13 protein-coding genes and 1 riboswitch are annotated in these 15,025 nt (G+C 48.6%); of the genes, 6 read left to right on the forward strand and 7 right to left on the reverse strand.

Annotated features, from left to right (window positions below; genetic code table 11):
• From RM811_RS01300 to RM811_RS01320, 5 genes are all read right to left on the reverse strand, one after another.
• Positions 1-1,421 (reverse strand): ATP-binding protein (locus tag RM811_RS01300; RefSeq protein WP_402520001.1); only part of this gene is annotated, 1,421 nt, incomplete at its 3' end.
• Between the two features lie 434 nt (positions 1,422-1,855).
• Positions 1,856-2,098, reverse strand: a complete 243-nt coding sequence (locus tag RM811_RS01305; RefSeq protein ID WP_402520003.1) for a hypothetical protein — start codon at positions 2,096-2,098, stop codon at positions 1,856-1,858.
• A 226-nt stretch (positions 2,099-2,324) separates the two neighbouring features.
• Positions 2,325-3,140, reverse strand: coding sequence for a 3',5'-cyclic-AMP phosphodiesterase (cpdA, locus tag RM811_RS01310; RefSeq protein WP_402520005.1), 816 nt, complete (start codon positions 3,138-3,140; stop codon positions 2,325-2,327).
• A gap of 244 nt (positions 3,141-3,384) precedes the next feature.
• Positions 3,385-4,050, reverse strand: coding sequence for a hypothetical protein (locus tag RM811_RS01315; protein WP_402520007.1), 666 nt, complete (start codon positions 4,048-4,050; stop codon positions 3,385-3,387).
• 207 nt (positions 4,051-4,257) lie between these two features.
• Complete coding sequence (locus RM811_RS01320; RefSeq protein ID WP_402520009.1) at positions 4,258-4,722, reverse strand: DUF1249 domain-containing protein; 465 nt, start codon at positions 4,720-4,722, stop codon at positions 4,258-4,260.
• Between the two features lie 209 nt (positions 4,723-4,931).
• Between RM811_RS01320 and RM811_RS01325 the strand changes: the two genes are divergently transcribed.
• On the forward strand, positions 4,932-6,320 hold the full coding sequence (locus RM811_RS01325) for a TolC family outer membrane protein (RefSeq protein ID WP_402520011.1): 1,389 nt from the start codon (positions 4,932-4,934) through the stop codon (positions 6,318-6,320).
• Positions 6,321-6,642: 322 nt separating this feature from the next.
• On the forward strand, positions 6,643-6,924 hold the full coding sequence (locus tag RM811_RS01330) for a hypothetical protein (protein ID WP_402520013.1): 282 nt from the start codon (positions 6,643-6,645) through the stop codon (positions 6,922-6,924).
• Between the two features lie 5 nt (positions 6,925-6,929).
• On the opposite strand, the gene waaA is transcribed toward RM811_RS01330, so the two are convergent.
• Positions 6,930-8,216 carry a lipid IV(A) 3-deoxy-D-manno-octulosonic acid transferase gene (waaA, locus tag RM811_RS01335; RefSeq protein ID WP_402520015.1) on the reverse strand — a complete coding sequence of 429 codons (1,287 nt, stop codon included), beginning with the start codon at positions 8,214-8,216 and terminating at the stop codon, positions 6,930-6,932.
• 183 nt (positions 8,217-8,399) lie between these two features.
• Here waaA and RM811_RS01340 point away from each other — a divergent pair, with 183 nt between their 5' ends.
• Both RM811_RS01340 and RM811_RS01345 read left to right on the forward strand, forming a co-directional pair.
• Entirely contained in the window at positions 8,400-9,896 is a 1,497-nt protein-coding gene (locus RM811_RS01340; protein ID WP_402520017.1) for a cobyric acid synthase, read from the forward strand.
• A gap of 45 nt (positions 9,897-9,941) precedes the next feature.
• Complete coding sequence (locus tag RM811_RS01345; RefSeq protein ID WP_402520019.1) at positions 9,942-10,553, forward strand: cob(I)yrinic acid a,c-diamide adenosyltransferase; 612 nt, start codon at positions 9,942-9,944, stop codon at positions 10,551-10,553.
• A gap of 98 nt (positions 10,554-10,651) precedes the next feature.
• Here the strand turns inward: RM811_RS01345 and RM811_RS01350 are convergent, their stop codons facing one another.
• Positions 10,652-11,341, reverse strand: coding sequence for a hypothetical protein (locus RM811_RS01350; protein WP_402520021.1), 690 nt, complete (start codon positions 11,339-11,341; stop codon positions 10,652-10,654).
• 222 nt (positions 11,342-11,563) lie between these two features.
• Positions 11,564-11,752, forward strand: a riboswitch (cobalamin riboswitch).
• Positions 11,753-11,931: 179 nt separating this feature from the next.
• Between RM811_RS01350 and RM811_RS01355 the strand changes: the two genes are divergently transcribed.
• Together RM811_RS01355 and RM811_RS01360 are read left to right on the forward strand one after the other, a co-directional pair.
• Positions 11,932-12,960 carry a cobalamin-binding protein gene (locus RM811_RS01355; RefSeq protein ID WP_402520023.1) on the forward strand — a complete coding sequence of 343 codons (1,029 nt, stop codon included), beginning with the start codon at positions 11,932-11,934 and terminating at the stop codon, positions 12,958-12,960.
• Positions 12,961-13,019: 59 nt separating this feature from the next.
• Entirely contained in the window at positions 13,020-14,855 is a 1,836-nt protein-coding gene (locus RM811_RS01360; protein WP_402520025.1) for a TonB-dependent receptor domain-containing protein, read from the forward strand.
• The last annotated feature ends 170 nt before the right edge of the window (positions 14,856-15,025 follow it).

Here is a 15,025-nt window from a genome sequence, read left to right on the forward strand (position 1 = left end):
ATGCCCCCCGTATCACGATTTCTCGAGCCTTCCAGCCGGAAAAAGGGTTCAAACACCTGTTCCATCATTGCTTCAGGGATACCAGGACCACAATCCCGGATAATAACAGAGACAACGTGCTGCCCCGGCTTTTCAGCACCATTCTGGTCATACAGGGCAAGACTCACATCAACACTCTGGCCATATTTGACGCCATTCTCAATTAAGTTTCTCAGGGCCCGTTTCAGGCTCACCGGGCGGCAGCGAATGATGGTCTCACTGGTTTCCTGAAAATTCACGGCCTGCCCTATCTCTGCGAGGTCATCGCAGAGGCTCCCTAACATGGCATTTAAATCCACCTGCCGGGTCACTTCGTTGTCCGATGCCTGACGCATAAATGCCAGTGTTGCTTCAGACATCTGCTGCATCTCCTCCAATGTTTCCAGCAACCGATCACGATCGTGGCTTTCTGGCATCAGCTCAACTCTAAGCCGCATGCTGGTGATGGGTGTGCGCAGATCATGGGACAGCGCAGCCAGCATTCGGGTACGGTCCGAAACAAAACGCTGCAACCGGTCATTCATCTGGTTAAAGGCCCGAATGGTCTCCCTCAGATCAGCAGGGCCTGTTTCCGGTAATGGCTCGACCTTCTCGCCCATCCCCAGGCGAACGGATGCCTTTGAGAGCATCCGCAATGGTCGGGTAATACGGCGCACCATAACCGCAAGAGCCAGCAATACCAGCACCATTGCCGTCACCAGAAAAATGACTGTTTGCTTTGCTGCCAGAGGCGGCGCTACAGGCGCCCTTGCTTTCAGGTTTAACCAGTAACCGTTCAACATATGCACAGAAACCTGAAGGCTGGTCACCACAGGAGGCCGCCACCCTTCCCGGTAGTAACGCCCCTCACCATCGTGACCGGACTCCACCATTTGCCGATGCCATGGCTTCTGACAATTGTCCCCCTCATTACAGGATCTGATGTTCTTCCAACGGTCTGATTCGGTGCTTTTTTTGTCACTATTTTTCTCACCTGAGCCACTGGAATGATCCACTTTGACAAATATGCGTCCTTTATACGGGTCCCCCATCAGGTGTAATAAACGCTGCATCCGTCGTTTATCCTGCACATTCATCGAGAAAGGCAAAACAGTGTCAGTCATCTCGATATAATCATCCACGGTAAACCAGGTATTTTTTGTTCTGGCCGCGGCAAGAATGGCTGGATAATCATCCACAGGGTTGTTTTCCAGCAACCAGACAAGGGATTCAATCTGCTGAAACTGAGACTTCTGGTTAATATCAGAAAGGACGGTGCGATAGGCATTACCGAGAATGACAAAGCTGAAAGCCTGGGCAATCACCAGAGCCAATAGAACAACCAACACCATCTGAGTCACCATACTGGACCACAGACGTTTAATGACTCCTGGTTTTGTCATACCCTTTCCTATTCTTTCCTTTCAAAGCGGGTTCCATAGAACACTTCAGAGGGTATCGCAAAAAGGAGAATTAACACCCCGTCATTCCCGCCTGCGAGCCTGTCGCAAAACCCTCGTTCCCATGCTCTGCGTGGGAATGCATACGGATCTGGCCGCATGTGGAGAAACCTCTCCTTGTCCGAACCTGTGGGGGTTTCAGACTGGTTATTCACTTGTGGCGAGTACGGTATGCATTCCCACGCAGAGCATGGGAACGAGATGTCCGGAGGGTTTTGCAACACCCTCCTTCGCGGGGATGACGGTGTGTAGCGGGACGACGATGGTATATTCTGAATTGCAGCTTCCCTAAAGTCAGGAATTGCAATGAGAGTTTAGCTGGTTTTATATTAAAAAATGCCACGTTATGTGGCATTTTCCGGAGGGTGGAGGTTTGATTAAATTCGGGGTTTATGCTCGATATCCCCCGGTTCGCCATAATCAACAATATCTTGATAATGCTCTGATATAGTCTTTTTTAACCTGCTGTTCTTAAAGTAGTCTTCGATACCCTGGCTGATCGCTGATGATCTTACCCCTTTGTGCCTTGATTTCTGCGCCTTGGCTTTGCGGTGCTCATGATTACCGTTCCAGAAGGCATCATCCCATTCATCCTGCTGCATGGACCTTATTCTGGTCATAACTACATCCTTATGTTTACGACTCCTACTATTAAATCTAGAAAAGGATGAGGGGTTTCTTAATACAAAATAGATATATAGCGCCAAGCTGTTAATTCTAGAAAGTTTTTAGAACAGAGGGACTGTCATCAGAGGGGCGGCTGGTGGGTATTTAACCTACGGTTTTATATGGTAAAAGTATAAGAACCGACGGTCGGAGCTGTGAATTTAACTGGAAACTGAATTTTCAGTAGCCCTTTGATTCCAAATTGATCTTCATGGATTCGTCACTGATTCTTATAACCTGACTCTCTATCTGGCCATCAGGCATCAGGTCCAGGACTCGAAAACCGGGTTGTCGGGTATCGGCAAGAAATTCGTCAGATTCAGGGGCAAACTGGACACAGGTGGAGGGTGTTGCCATTACCGGCAGGCCGCAGAACTCATAATCCCTGGCTTGATGTACATGGCCATGGATAATGCCTCTGACATTGCTGTGCTGAGACAGTGTCAGGGCAAGGTCATCCGGGTTTTTCAGCATACTGCTGTCCATCCATTGACTATTGATGGGCGCCGGATGGTGGTGCAGAGCCAGCAGGCAGTGCTTATCAGGCTCCTGAGCCAGATAACTGTCCAGAAGTGCTAATTCACTGTCACTGAGGTAACCAAACACTTCGCCATCTACCCGGGTGTTCAGTAGCAGAATCTGCCATTTTCCCAGAAGCACCTGCTTTTTCATGGCAGATGGATTAACCGCCGTCATCAGGCCGGGTTGGTCATGATTACCACAGAGCCAGTAACCGGGCGCTTTCAGCGTTGACAGTTTTTCTGTCAGATGGCGATAGGAAGCCTCGCTGTCATCCTGGGTCAGGTCTCCAGTCACCAGAAGACATTCAATAGCCTGAAAATCACTGTGTACTTTGGCCAGTACCGCATCCAGGGTGGCAGAGGTATTGATACCCATCAGCGTTGCGCTGGCATCGGCAAAGAGGTGGGGGTCGGTAATCTGCAGGACTCGAATTCTGGCGGTGCTCATCATAGTAGCCTTAACCGGTGTTATCATTATCAGGGCTTGTTTCTGGTTTTCACAACCTGACGACGAATTATTCCTCGCAGAGGATGTCTTGGGATTTTTTCCAAGGCGTTCACCGTTTTGTTATCAAACGGAAAAACGTCGAGCCTATGATAGCTGGCAAAGAGCTCATTGAAAATGAACCGGCGTTAAATTGTATACCTTGTCACAGACTCCAGAGGAGGGTAAGAGACTGGACAGTTTACTGAATGTCCGGATTGGCCCGGATTTCTACTCACGGGCATTCAGACGTAGTTACAGATAAATCCGGGAGGGACGGATTGGGTACTACAGACTGGGTTGTGAACGTGGGAAGGCGGGTGCCACAGCTCAGTTGATTCAGGAACTTACCAAGGTTAGGGCAGTCAGGCACGTGGGTACCCAGCACCTTGCCAAGGTAAAGGTAGTAAGGCTCGTTGATAGCATTATTCGCAGGAGTGTAGTAGTTACTGACTATCTGCGTAAATTCTCTTGATTTCGTAGATTCTTCGATTAGTTGATTGATTCTCCTGATAGTGGAATTATCCATAAGAATGGAGTTATCAATGTGTAACCAATCATAATCATCCTCTTTTATATGAGAGCTGTGACCAGTGTCCAGCAGCTGTGTCGGGGTAGAAAGTGCATTGTCATCCAGTAAAGTGTTAGCCGGTGGTTTTGCAGAGTAGGTATGGTCAGTGGAAATCGACATTAGATATGTCTGGTTTTGGTATAGAGAAACTTTTCGTTGCTTCAGCGACAACGAATCATAAGAAGCGATATCCATCGCAGGTGTCTTTTTATGAACATCAGCGGCTTTAACTTCAGAGCAGTGCGGAGACTGATTATCCAGAGGTTCTGGATTTCTCCATCCGGCCGAAAAATCGGCTGTGACATTTGATACCGATGAGGGGAAACTCATTATAATTCCTACATTGCAATGCTGTCCTGCTCATATCCTGGTGTAGCCATGGCAGGTATTTAAACTGTTGAAGCGTTCTGCCCAGAAAATAACGCAAAGGTTCCTGAAAAAATAATCATGATAGGGCAAAAAGTTGGCTTCCCATCAAAGAACCAGAAAAAAATCCAGTTCAATTGAGGCTGGCGAAGCTAATTCCGAATCGTTTGTTCAAGTCTCGGCGGGATAATAAGAGCGACAGATTGGCAATGCATAATCAAGCCACTGTGCGAGAAATTGATTATGCTGCTCTTTCTCGTTGGGCTGATGCATTTTGGCGTTGGGATAATCGTACCGGGGCTGGATGATCTGGCTCGTTTTCCGGAAGATGACTTCAGCCATCTGTACATCATGGTATAGACGCACTTCCGCTTCCGGTGTTTTGAATAATTTCCCCCAGCTGGAATCCATTGTCAGTTGCAGTAATGTGGTAAAAGGTGCCCGTTCGATGACATCAATCATCAGCCATTCCCCATGGCTGGTATGACATTTATGGTGGTTAACGGGCAGGTGGTAGTGATCCTGATGTGACAGCTCTGGCAGTAAACGCATAAGCCGCTGGTAGTTCTCCTCGCAAACCTCTTGCAGGCGAACCAGGTTGACATGGTAGTTTGGCTTACGCGAGTGTCTGTTCATAATATTTATTATAGCGTCCTCTTTTCATTAGCCTACAGAGGCAATATCCATCGAGGAAGTCGTTATACTACTGCATTTTTTGTGTAAATTAGTGTAGATTTCCTTGATCTGAATTTGATACAGCGATTTCATCCCCAACCAGGAACCAGTCTGATAGCCGCCGAACCGGTTATTGATTGACTGGCGAATTTTCCAAGGATCACAAGATTATGTTACGAAACAGTCGTAGAGGATTTCTGCTGGCTGCCCTGGCGGGTGCCGTCTTAAATGTACAGGCGAACGTGCAGGCTGCGCCCACTCAGTACAACCTGCTCGACATTTACAATATGGCATTGGATAACGATGCACAGCTGGCGGCTGCGCAGGCATCCATGAAAGCGACTCAGGAAACGGTTAATCAGAGCCGGGCGGCGCTTTTGCCAACTTTGGGACTGTCTGCCAATACGCAGTACAACAAAATCTCTTCAGAAGTCACCAGTGGTTCAGATCTGGATGAAAACTATAACTCCCACGGCTGGGGAGCCTCATTGACCCAGCCATTGTTCAATATGAACAGCTGGTTCACCTATGATCAGGCGAAATCCGTAGGGGTCCAGGCTTCTGCTATTTTTGCCAATGCCCAGCAGCAGCTGATTCTTCGTGTTGCTGAAGCTTACTTCAATGCGCTGAGAGCAGAAGATAGCCTGATGACCGCTAAAGCTCAGGAACGTGCACTGAAGCAGCAGCTGGATCAGGCTCGTGAACGTTATAATGTTGGCCTGATTGCAGAAACCGATGTGCTGGATGCCCGTGCTGCTTACGACAATGCCCGTGTTGCCCGCATTCAGGCAGAGAACCAGGTATCAGTCAGCTATGAAGGGCTGCGCACTATCGTGAATCAGGATGTGACTGATATTGCCCAACTGGAAAAGGCCATGCCGGTGGTGGCACCTGCGCCAAACCGTCCGGATGAATGGGCCAGCAAAGCACTGGTGAATAACCTGGGGCTGAAAGCAGCTCGTGAAGGTTTGGTGGCTTCTGAGTCAAAGGTCAAGGCTAGTAAGTCTGGTCATGCACCTACCGTTAATGCTTTTGCCAGTTATAACTACAGTTCCAGTAATGCAGCTCAAATAGATTTGACTGGTGATGGCAAACAAACCGTTGTCGGTGTTCAGTTCGACCTTCCAATCTTCTCCGGCGGCGCCACTTCCTCGGTAACCCGTCAAGCTGGCTATCAGCTGGTGGAAGCGCAGAAAAACTATGATCAACAGTTGCGTGACACCAACGCCAATACCCGCAACCTGCTGAGAACGGCCACTTCTGATGTGGAGCGGGTTCAGGCCAACTGTCAGGTCATTATCTCTGCGGAAAGCTCACTGAAAGCCACTCAGAGCGGCTATGAAGTGGGTACCCGTAATATTACTGATGTTCTGGATTCCCAGCAGCTGCTGTACTCCTCCATCAGCAACTACCTGAACACTCGCTACGACTTTATCGTCAACACGCTGAAGCTCAAGCAGGCTGCGGGTACGCTCAGCCCGGCAGATCTTGAAGAGCTGAATGAGTGGATGACTGATGGCAGTAATGAGTTGTCCGTACCCAGTGAGTGTCGCGGTTAATTATTGATTTTACCCCCTCGTTCCCACGCTCTGCGTGGGAATGCATACCGCACCCACCGCACATGAAATAATCAGAGTAAAACTCCGGAACCTCCAGATAGCGTTGGACTATGCCTCGTTTCACGTGTTGTGGCATTCCGACTACGGACTATCAGAAAGTCCTGGGGTCACGGTCAGTCCCGTATGCATTCCCACGCAGAGCGTGGGAACGAGGAGACATCTGGAGCCGTTGTTATATGGGGAAATAAAGCCTGTTTAATGAGGCTGATGCTGAATTCGCTCTTCTATACTGAATAAACACTCGGTTATGGATGACGACGTCATGGATGAGCATACCAAGAGCACTGAAGGCAGAATGAAGGGATATGTGGATGAGGGCTGCTCACTGGCAGAAGCTTTCCTGAAAACCTTTGCTGCTGAGGATCTGCAGGAGCAGCAGGTGATTATGAACAAGATTCTTGGCAAGCTCTCCATTCAAGGGTTGCAATCTGGCAGTGACTATTACTTTGTGGATGGTAGCCGCCTGAATATTGACCCTGCTGTAGATTCAATGCTGGCGACCAAGTCATCCAGCACGGATGTCAGGCCACGGCCCTTGGCTTAATCTCGTTATTCAGTATTGACCAACTGGCCGACTAATGTGAGCACTCTGTCGAGGGCTCCACGGTTGGCACTCACAAACTCCCCCGCGTGACGACTCATTTCCTCATATTCATTGTTATTCTGAATCAACCGGATGGTTTCCTGAGCCAGTTCTTCACTGCTGCTGACAATTTTCAAACCACCCGCTTTAACCAGTGAATCACTGATCTCTGCAAAGTTAAAAACATGAGGGCCTGAAAGCACCGGGAGGTTCAGTGCCGCAGGCTCAAGCATATTATGGCCACCGGTAGGCACCAGACTACCACCGACATAGGCAATATCGGATGCGGCAAACAGCTTCATCATTTCACCCATGGTGTCGCCAAGGATGACCCGGGTCGTTTCCTGTGGCTGAGTGCCCAGACTATGGCGGACAACGGATAGCTGGTTGTCCTGAATCAGTTGATAAACACGGTTAAACCGTTCGGGGTGTCTGGGAACGAGCAGAAGGCGCATTTTCGGCACATCGGCAAGAATGGTTTTGAAGGCATCAAGAACTTGCTGGTCTTCTCCTTCATGGGTACTGGCTGCGACTAAAATGTGGATATCATCGCCCATGCCCTCCTGCCATTTTTCTCTTAGCGCCTTGCCTGCTGCAATCACCTCGGGTGAAACATCCAGATCAAACTTGATACTGCCTGTGTTACAGAGCTGTTTTTCCGGAAGGCCAATCGCCAGAAATCGACGGGCAGTCTCATCGTTCTGAGCCGCAACCCTGTCAATTTGTTTCAGCATGGGGCGGGTGAGAAAACTGAAGCGGCCATAACCCCTGGCAGAGCGTTCAGAAAGACGGGCATTGACGATCAACACAGGAATACGCCGCTTATGGCACGCAGCAATGGTGTTGGGCCATAGCTCGGTATCAATGACGATGGCCACTACGGGTTTTACTTTATCCAGAAAACGCTTTACCGCACCGGGCAGGTCATAGCTGGCATAGATATGCTCGACACTGTCACCATGAATTTTTCGAACCTGGGCTGAGCCGGTGGGCGTCATGGTGGTAATCAGAATACGATGGTCCGGGTAGCGTTTCTGAAGCTGTTTGACCAGTGGTGCACTGGCAATGGTTTCCCCCATGGATACGGAATGAACCCAGATAACAGGCTTGCCAGAAGGCGGCAGGTTAAAGAAACCAAAGCGTTCGGATTTTCTTTGCCAGTACTCTGGTGCTTTTCTGGAGCGCAGGAAGAGGCGAACCATAGCCAGGGGCGAAATCAGGTATAACAGCAGCGAATAGAAGAAACGACTCATGCACCAGCGCCCGGTTGATAAATGAAAGGAGGAATAATAACAGATTAAGGTGAACTCAATGGATCGCTGCTTTTAGATGGCAGAGATAACAATTAATTCAGTGAATGACCAAGCTTTTTTTCCTCTGGAGTTTTCTATCCGTATAATGCCGTTCACTTATTGGTAACAGGCTGGATTCCTTCTATGGGCAGCAATTCAACACAAACGCTGATGGTACAGGGAACCACCAGTGATGCCGGAAAAAGTGCCCTGGTTGCAGGTCTCTGCCGTGTCTTCCGGCGTCATGGTCTCTCTGTTGCCCCCTTCAAGCCCCAGAATATGGCGCTGAACAGTGCCGTTACTGAAGATGGTGGCGAGATTGGTCGTGCCCAGGCGCTTCAGGCGGTTGCAGCTGGACTGGAACCCCATACGGATATGAATCCGGTATTGCTGAAACCCAACAGTGATATTGGTGCCCAGGTAATCGTCAATGGTAAAGCCATTGGTGAGATGAATGCGGCTGAATACCATGCCTATAAGCCGGAAGTGATGGCGGCCATATTGCGTTCATGGCATCGGCTGAAGAGTCAATATCAAACCGTGCTGGTAGAAGGCGCGGGCAGCCCGGCAGAAATCAATCTGCGTGAAGGCGATGTAGCCAACATGGGGTTTGCTGAAAAAGCAGACTGCCCGGTTATTATCATTGCTGATATTGATAAGGGTGGGGTTTTTGCCCACCTTTATGGCACCCTGGCATTACTCTCAGAGTCAGAACAGGAGCGTGTTAAAGGTTTCGTTATCAACCGTTTCCGGGGTGATGTGAAATTGCTGGAACCTGGCCTGCTATGGCTGGAAGAAAAGACCGGTAAGCCGGTGCTGGGTGTTTTACCTTATCTTCACGGCTTACACCTTGAAGCGGAAGATGCGGTAATCTCCCATCAGCGTGTGGACGACGGTGGAAGGGTACTGAAAGTAGCGGTTCCCATCTTAACCCGCACCAGTAATCACACCGATTTTGACCCTCTGCGTCTTCATCCGGAAGTGGACGTTCATTTTGTAGGGAAAGGACAGGCTGTCCCGGAATGTGATCTGGTGATTATTCCCGGTACCAAAAATACCCGAACCGACCTTGAGTTCCTGAAAGAGAATGGCTGGGATCAGGATATCCTTCGGCATCTGCGCTACGGTGGCAGGCTGATGGGTATCTGCGGTGGCTATCAGATGCTGGGCAAGGCAGTGCATGATCCTGATGGTATTGAAGGTGCTGCCGGAAGCTCTGATGCTTTGGGCCTGCTGAATCTGGAGACCACGATGATTCGTCAGAAAACGCTGACGCTGGTCAGCGGTGTTATGCAGCTGCCTGGTCAGCAGAGCGTTCCTGTCACCGGTTATAAGATTCATGCGGGTGTTACAAAAGGGCCAGCACTGAATCAACCATTAATCAGGCTCGATCAGGAAGTGGATGGTGTAATGTCTGACGATGGTCAGGTATTTGGGACCTATCTCCATGGTGTGTTTGAACAACCCGATGCCTGCACCGCTATTTTACAATGGGCCGGGCTGAAGGACGCTTTGAGAATCGATTATAACCAGCTGAGGGAAGAGGGCATTAACCGCATGGCTGATGCTATCGAAGATCATCTTGATATGAGAAAAATCTTCGACTTGTGTGGTGTGGAGCCTCAGGCAGATCGCCAATGAGACAGAACCACAAAAAATTCACCAGATACCAGCAGAACCAGAGATATGACTGAAAAAAAAGGCTACCGGCTAACCCGTATCTACACCCGAACCGGCGATAAGGGCATGACCCGTATTGGTGATGGCCAGACATTGCCAAAATCTGATCCAAGGATACACGCCATTGGTTCTGTGGATGAAACCAACAGCTGGCTGGGCATGTTGCTCCACTCCCTGAAGCAGGGAAATGAGGTTACTGAAGATCAACTGAAACAAATTCAGGATATCCAGCACCGAATGTTTGATGCCGGTGGTGAACTGGCCATGCCGGGTTATCAGCTGATTCAGGAAGATCACACAAAAGCGATTGAAGCCCTGATTGATGAACTCAATGAGCCATTGCCGCCGCTGAAAAACTTTACCCTGCCCGGAGGAGGACAGTCTTCCTGCTACTGCCATATGGCCAGAACCGTATCCCGCCGGGCGGAAAGACACGTCATTGAGTTGAATGAAGTGCTTCAGGAGAGTGGAGAAAAGCTCAATGAGCCACTGCTTAAGTTTGTTAACCGATTGTCTGATCTGATGTATGTACTGGGTCGCCATTGTGCACTTCAGGATGAGGGAGAAGTGCTCTGGCAGGCATCGGAGAAGACGCAGAGTTCCAATAGCAAGAACTGAATAATTTTCTTATAGTTTCAGACTCCGTTCGGACAGGCTGTTGCCATTACGCTGGCGACACCTGTCGACCGCTCAGAGTGAATGAAAATATGGGGGTACTACCCCCAGACAAAATGTTGCAAAACACGAGAAGTTGCCACTACCTCTTGTCGCACCTGACCAAAAGCTTGATTGCTCAGGTGTCTGGAATAAAAGTGCTTCGGGTCTGGAATCGAATGCAGAAAGTCGGATAGTGTCTTACCTTCCTGACTGAGCCGGGAAACGTCACCTTTCATACCATCATAAGCACCCCTTACCAAACCGATGCCACCGGCTGCCAGGCCAAGGCCAAGACCCGCGATAACGCCCAGTCCACCAGAGATCTGTCCGGTAAGAAAACCGGTCACCAGAAACCCGAGACAGGCACCGTTATTGAGAATGGCCTGTCCATAACCGGTGTTCTTTCGGGTCAGTATTTCAACCAGTTTGACCACTCCGGCAAGGGGGGCGGTTATGGCGACTCCGGCACAGGCGCCCAATAGCCCACCTATGAGTACACCTGCTGTATTGATTGCTATGGCCGTGCTCAGGAAGGTTCTGGCAAAATAGTTGCCCCCGGTTTTAAATATGCAGGCAATTCGTTTTTTCAAAGGGGGGAATTCAGATCTATCCTCTGCTGTTGACGATTGTGTCTGCCTTGCGATTGGGGAACTGTTTTTAATATTGCCATCAGAGGTCTTTGGATTAGACCCAGTCTGGGCGGGTAGATGTCCAGTATTCTGTGTTGTGGATGTTATTGGCGTAGCCATCGTTGAACTCCTGTCAATTATGATTTAGCTGGTCATGATTTTTGATACTGGTTGGAAAATATCAGGCTTGTAACCCGGAAAACACTAACATTCCTGTTAGCTCTGCTTACCTCTTAACCGGTGTAAATACGGCTGAAGTAAAAACAGCGTTGAAAACAGAAAACTCTTGATGATTCAGAACGAAGAGTTCGTTACTATTACGCCACTTTGTAAGGGGTTCGTCAGTAATCAGACACTGACGCTTTCAATGTATAAAAAACATTGAAAGAGGGAATGGGGTGAAAAACCCTGACTGTACCCGCAACTGTAATGGCAGAGTTCTCAGCAATATACGTCACTGGTTATTCCGGGAAGGCTGCTGAGAATGATGACGCCAGAGTCAGGAAACCTGCCTTTGCAAAGCCCAGGGAGCCTGTCGGACTTAAGACTGTCCGACAGGCTCCAGGAAAAAGCAGCCTGCATGCAGGCTCAAACCGGGCGGGTAACCCGGCGGCTGGGATACAAACATCTCCTTTTACACTGTTCTTTTCACTGAAAAGTTCAGTGGCCGCGTGTGCCGCCCTGAGTATTGGTTGTGACTCACAGGCACCATGAAAACAGATTCCGTACAATACAAGACACTGAAAAACAGGCTGCCCGGGGTATTGCTGGTAATGGCTCTGGCATTATTTCTGGCAAATGCGGCTTCGCTTCCTTGCAGTACTGCTCAGGCCAGTGATCCTGACATCAAATATTGTGTTAAGGACATGAGTGACCGCTCTGTCTGTCTTAATACCCGTTCACCCAAAATAATCAGCCTGTCTCCGGGCTCTACCGAATTGCTGTTTGCAGCGGGTGCCGGTGATCGCGTGATTGCGGTGGATCAGCACAGCGACTTTCCCGAAGCCGTAAAAAAGTTACCCAATGTGGGCGGCTACCCGAATGTGAATATTGAAGCCATCGTTGCCATGAAGCCGGATCTGGTGGTGGTGTGGACCGCAGGAAATTCTCAGAAAATTATCCGTCAACTGGAGTCTATAGGCATCAGCACGTTTCATATCGATGTTGTGGATTTTGCTGGCATTGAGCGGGCCATCCGAAGCCTTGGGCAAGTGGCCGGAACCGAAAAGGAAGCTGGCCGGGTTGTTGATGAATTTTCCACCCGGTTGAAAGCGTTGCAGAGTAATTATGGCCAGCGCGAGCCCGTTTCAGTGTTCTTTGAAATCTGGCGATCCCCGTTGATGACAGTAGGTAATGAACAGGTCATTGATGACGTGATCTCTTTGTGTGGTGGTCAGAATATATACGGCGATGTGTCTGAGCGGGTTCCTGAAATTGGTATTGAGTCCCTGATTTCACGTAACCCCCAGGTCATTATTGGCTCCGACCCACGGGGCGATACTCCGGAAACCCGTAAAGATTTGATGAACTACTGGAGTCAGTGGGAAAACCTTCAGGCAGTCCGGAAACAACAACTGTTTTCGGTTCCCAGTGATGTAATTGCCAGACCCACTCCCAGAATGCTGGATGGGGCAGAGATGATCTGTCGTCAGTTACAGGCTGTCCGCACAGGCTCAGGCTCAAGTCGCTCAGACTATATGGCAGCTCAGACATCACTTCATGAAGAAAGTCAGTTCTAGAAGGCTGACTTCACAGAAAAGTTTTAAGACCATTCGCTTACGGTAAGGATGTGCAACTAATGTCGTTTAATCAGCGTTCCATATTTGCACGCTCTGGGCTTTCTATTGCTGTTGCAATGTCTGTTATGAGTTCTGTTGGACAAGCAGAAGAAGTCTATGATTTGGGGGAGATTGTGGTCACTGCTGCGAGAACGTCTCAAACCGTAGACGAAACTCTTGCACCGGTTACAGTAATTAACCGTGCACAGATTGAGCGGAGTCAGGCGACTTCTGTTACTGAATTATTGAGTCAGGCTCCGGGGGTACAGATTGCTTCTAATGGTGGACCGGGAAGTAAATCGGGTGTTTTTCTTCGAGGAACTTCCACTGCTCAGACTTTGATTTTGATGGATGGGCAGAAACTAAATAGTGGGGCAGATGGTGCAGCTCCATTAGAGTATTTGGATCCTGACCAGATTGAGCGTATTGAGATTGTTCGTGGGCCTCGTTCCACTCTTTATGGTGCGGATGCAATAGGTGGTGTTATTAATATCATTACCAGAAAGGGGACGGGGGCTCCAAAATTAACGGTCAAAGCTGGTGGTGGCAGTCGTGGAACTGGAGAGTATGGTCTGAATTTTGGCGGTGAGTCTGAAGGTACCCGATTTAATTTTGGAGCTCGGTTATTTGAAACTCAAGGTTACGATCGTACTACTAAAAAGCAGGGTTCAGAGGGAGATGATGACGCATTCCGAAATAAATCTGTTTCCGGTAGCTTAACCAATAGTTTTGATAACGGTATAACAGTGGGTGTAAACGCATCTCATACGGAAGGAAAAGCTGAATATGATGGCGGCGATTATCCTACAGCTTTCTTTGAAACATCCAATGTTAATGCCTATGTTTCGGGAGCTATAAATGACAGTTGGGATAGCCGTTTAGAGGCTGGTTTTCAACGAAATTATCGCGATGAAGTTGGCGGTACATCTGGTGATAGTACCGTGACAAATAAAAGATATTCAATGGGCTGGGTGAACAATATTGCGTGGGCAGACAATCAGTATTTAACCTCAGGCGTTGATTACTCTAATGATAAAGTTGACTCTACTAGGAACTACAAAGAAAAAGAGCGATACAATGTTGGTGTTTTTGCTCAAAACACCACATCTTTGGAAAGTAATGAACTGCAAGTATCAGGTCGCTACGATAAGAACGAAGCATACGGAGATAAAACAACCGGGAGTGCTTCTTGGGCTCTAGAGTTGCCAAAAGATATGCGTTTCATTGCTTCTTATGGAACAGCCTTCAGAACACCTGCATTTATGGACTTGAATGGTAATCCAGATTTGAAGCCGGAATCGTCTAATAATGCAGAAGTCGAACTTCGAGGCAAGTTCGGCTCTAATTCCGACTGGGCGATAAATATTTATCATAATGACATGACTAACATGTTTTTGTGGAACGGAAAGTCTGGTAGCGAGTCTGCCATGGAAAATACCGATGCCATTATCAAAGGTATTGAGTTTTCAGGGGTAACGACCATTCAAGATTGGACTATTTCCGGTAGTGTTAGCTTTCTTGATCCAGAATTTAGCAATGGTACAAATTCTGGAAAAACATTAAACCGACGGGCCAAGCAGCTTTTTGCAATAAATGCAGATAAAGATTTTGGTCGTTGGACGCTAGGTACTACTTTCAAGGGGCAAGGTGCAGTTTGGGATAGTCCCGATAATGAAACCAATAGGCTTTCTGGCTTTGGAACTCTGGACTTGAGGGCAACTGTTAAAGTTACTCCAGAGTTTAAGGCCCAGTTTAAAGTGGTTAACTTGATGGACAAAGAATACTCAACAGCAAATGGTTATATTGAGGAACCACGAGGTGTATTTGCAACCTTAATCTGGTCGCCGGAATTGTAAGTTTCAGCGCATACTTCATTCCCACGCAGAGCATGGGAACGAGGTTTCCGGAGGCTTTTGCGACAGCCTCCTGCGCGGGGATGACGATTGCGTGTTAATTTGACCTGTCTCGACAACCACTCTCCGCGTGGAAACGAGATTGACTACCACATTCCTCAAGGCTTTCCCAT

Origin of the sequence: Endozoicomonas sp., assembly GCF_031844845.1 — a bacterium.
Lineage (GTDB): Bacteria > Pseudomonadota > Gammaproteobacteria > Pseudomonadales > Endozoicomonadaceae > Endozoicomonas.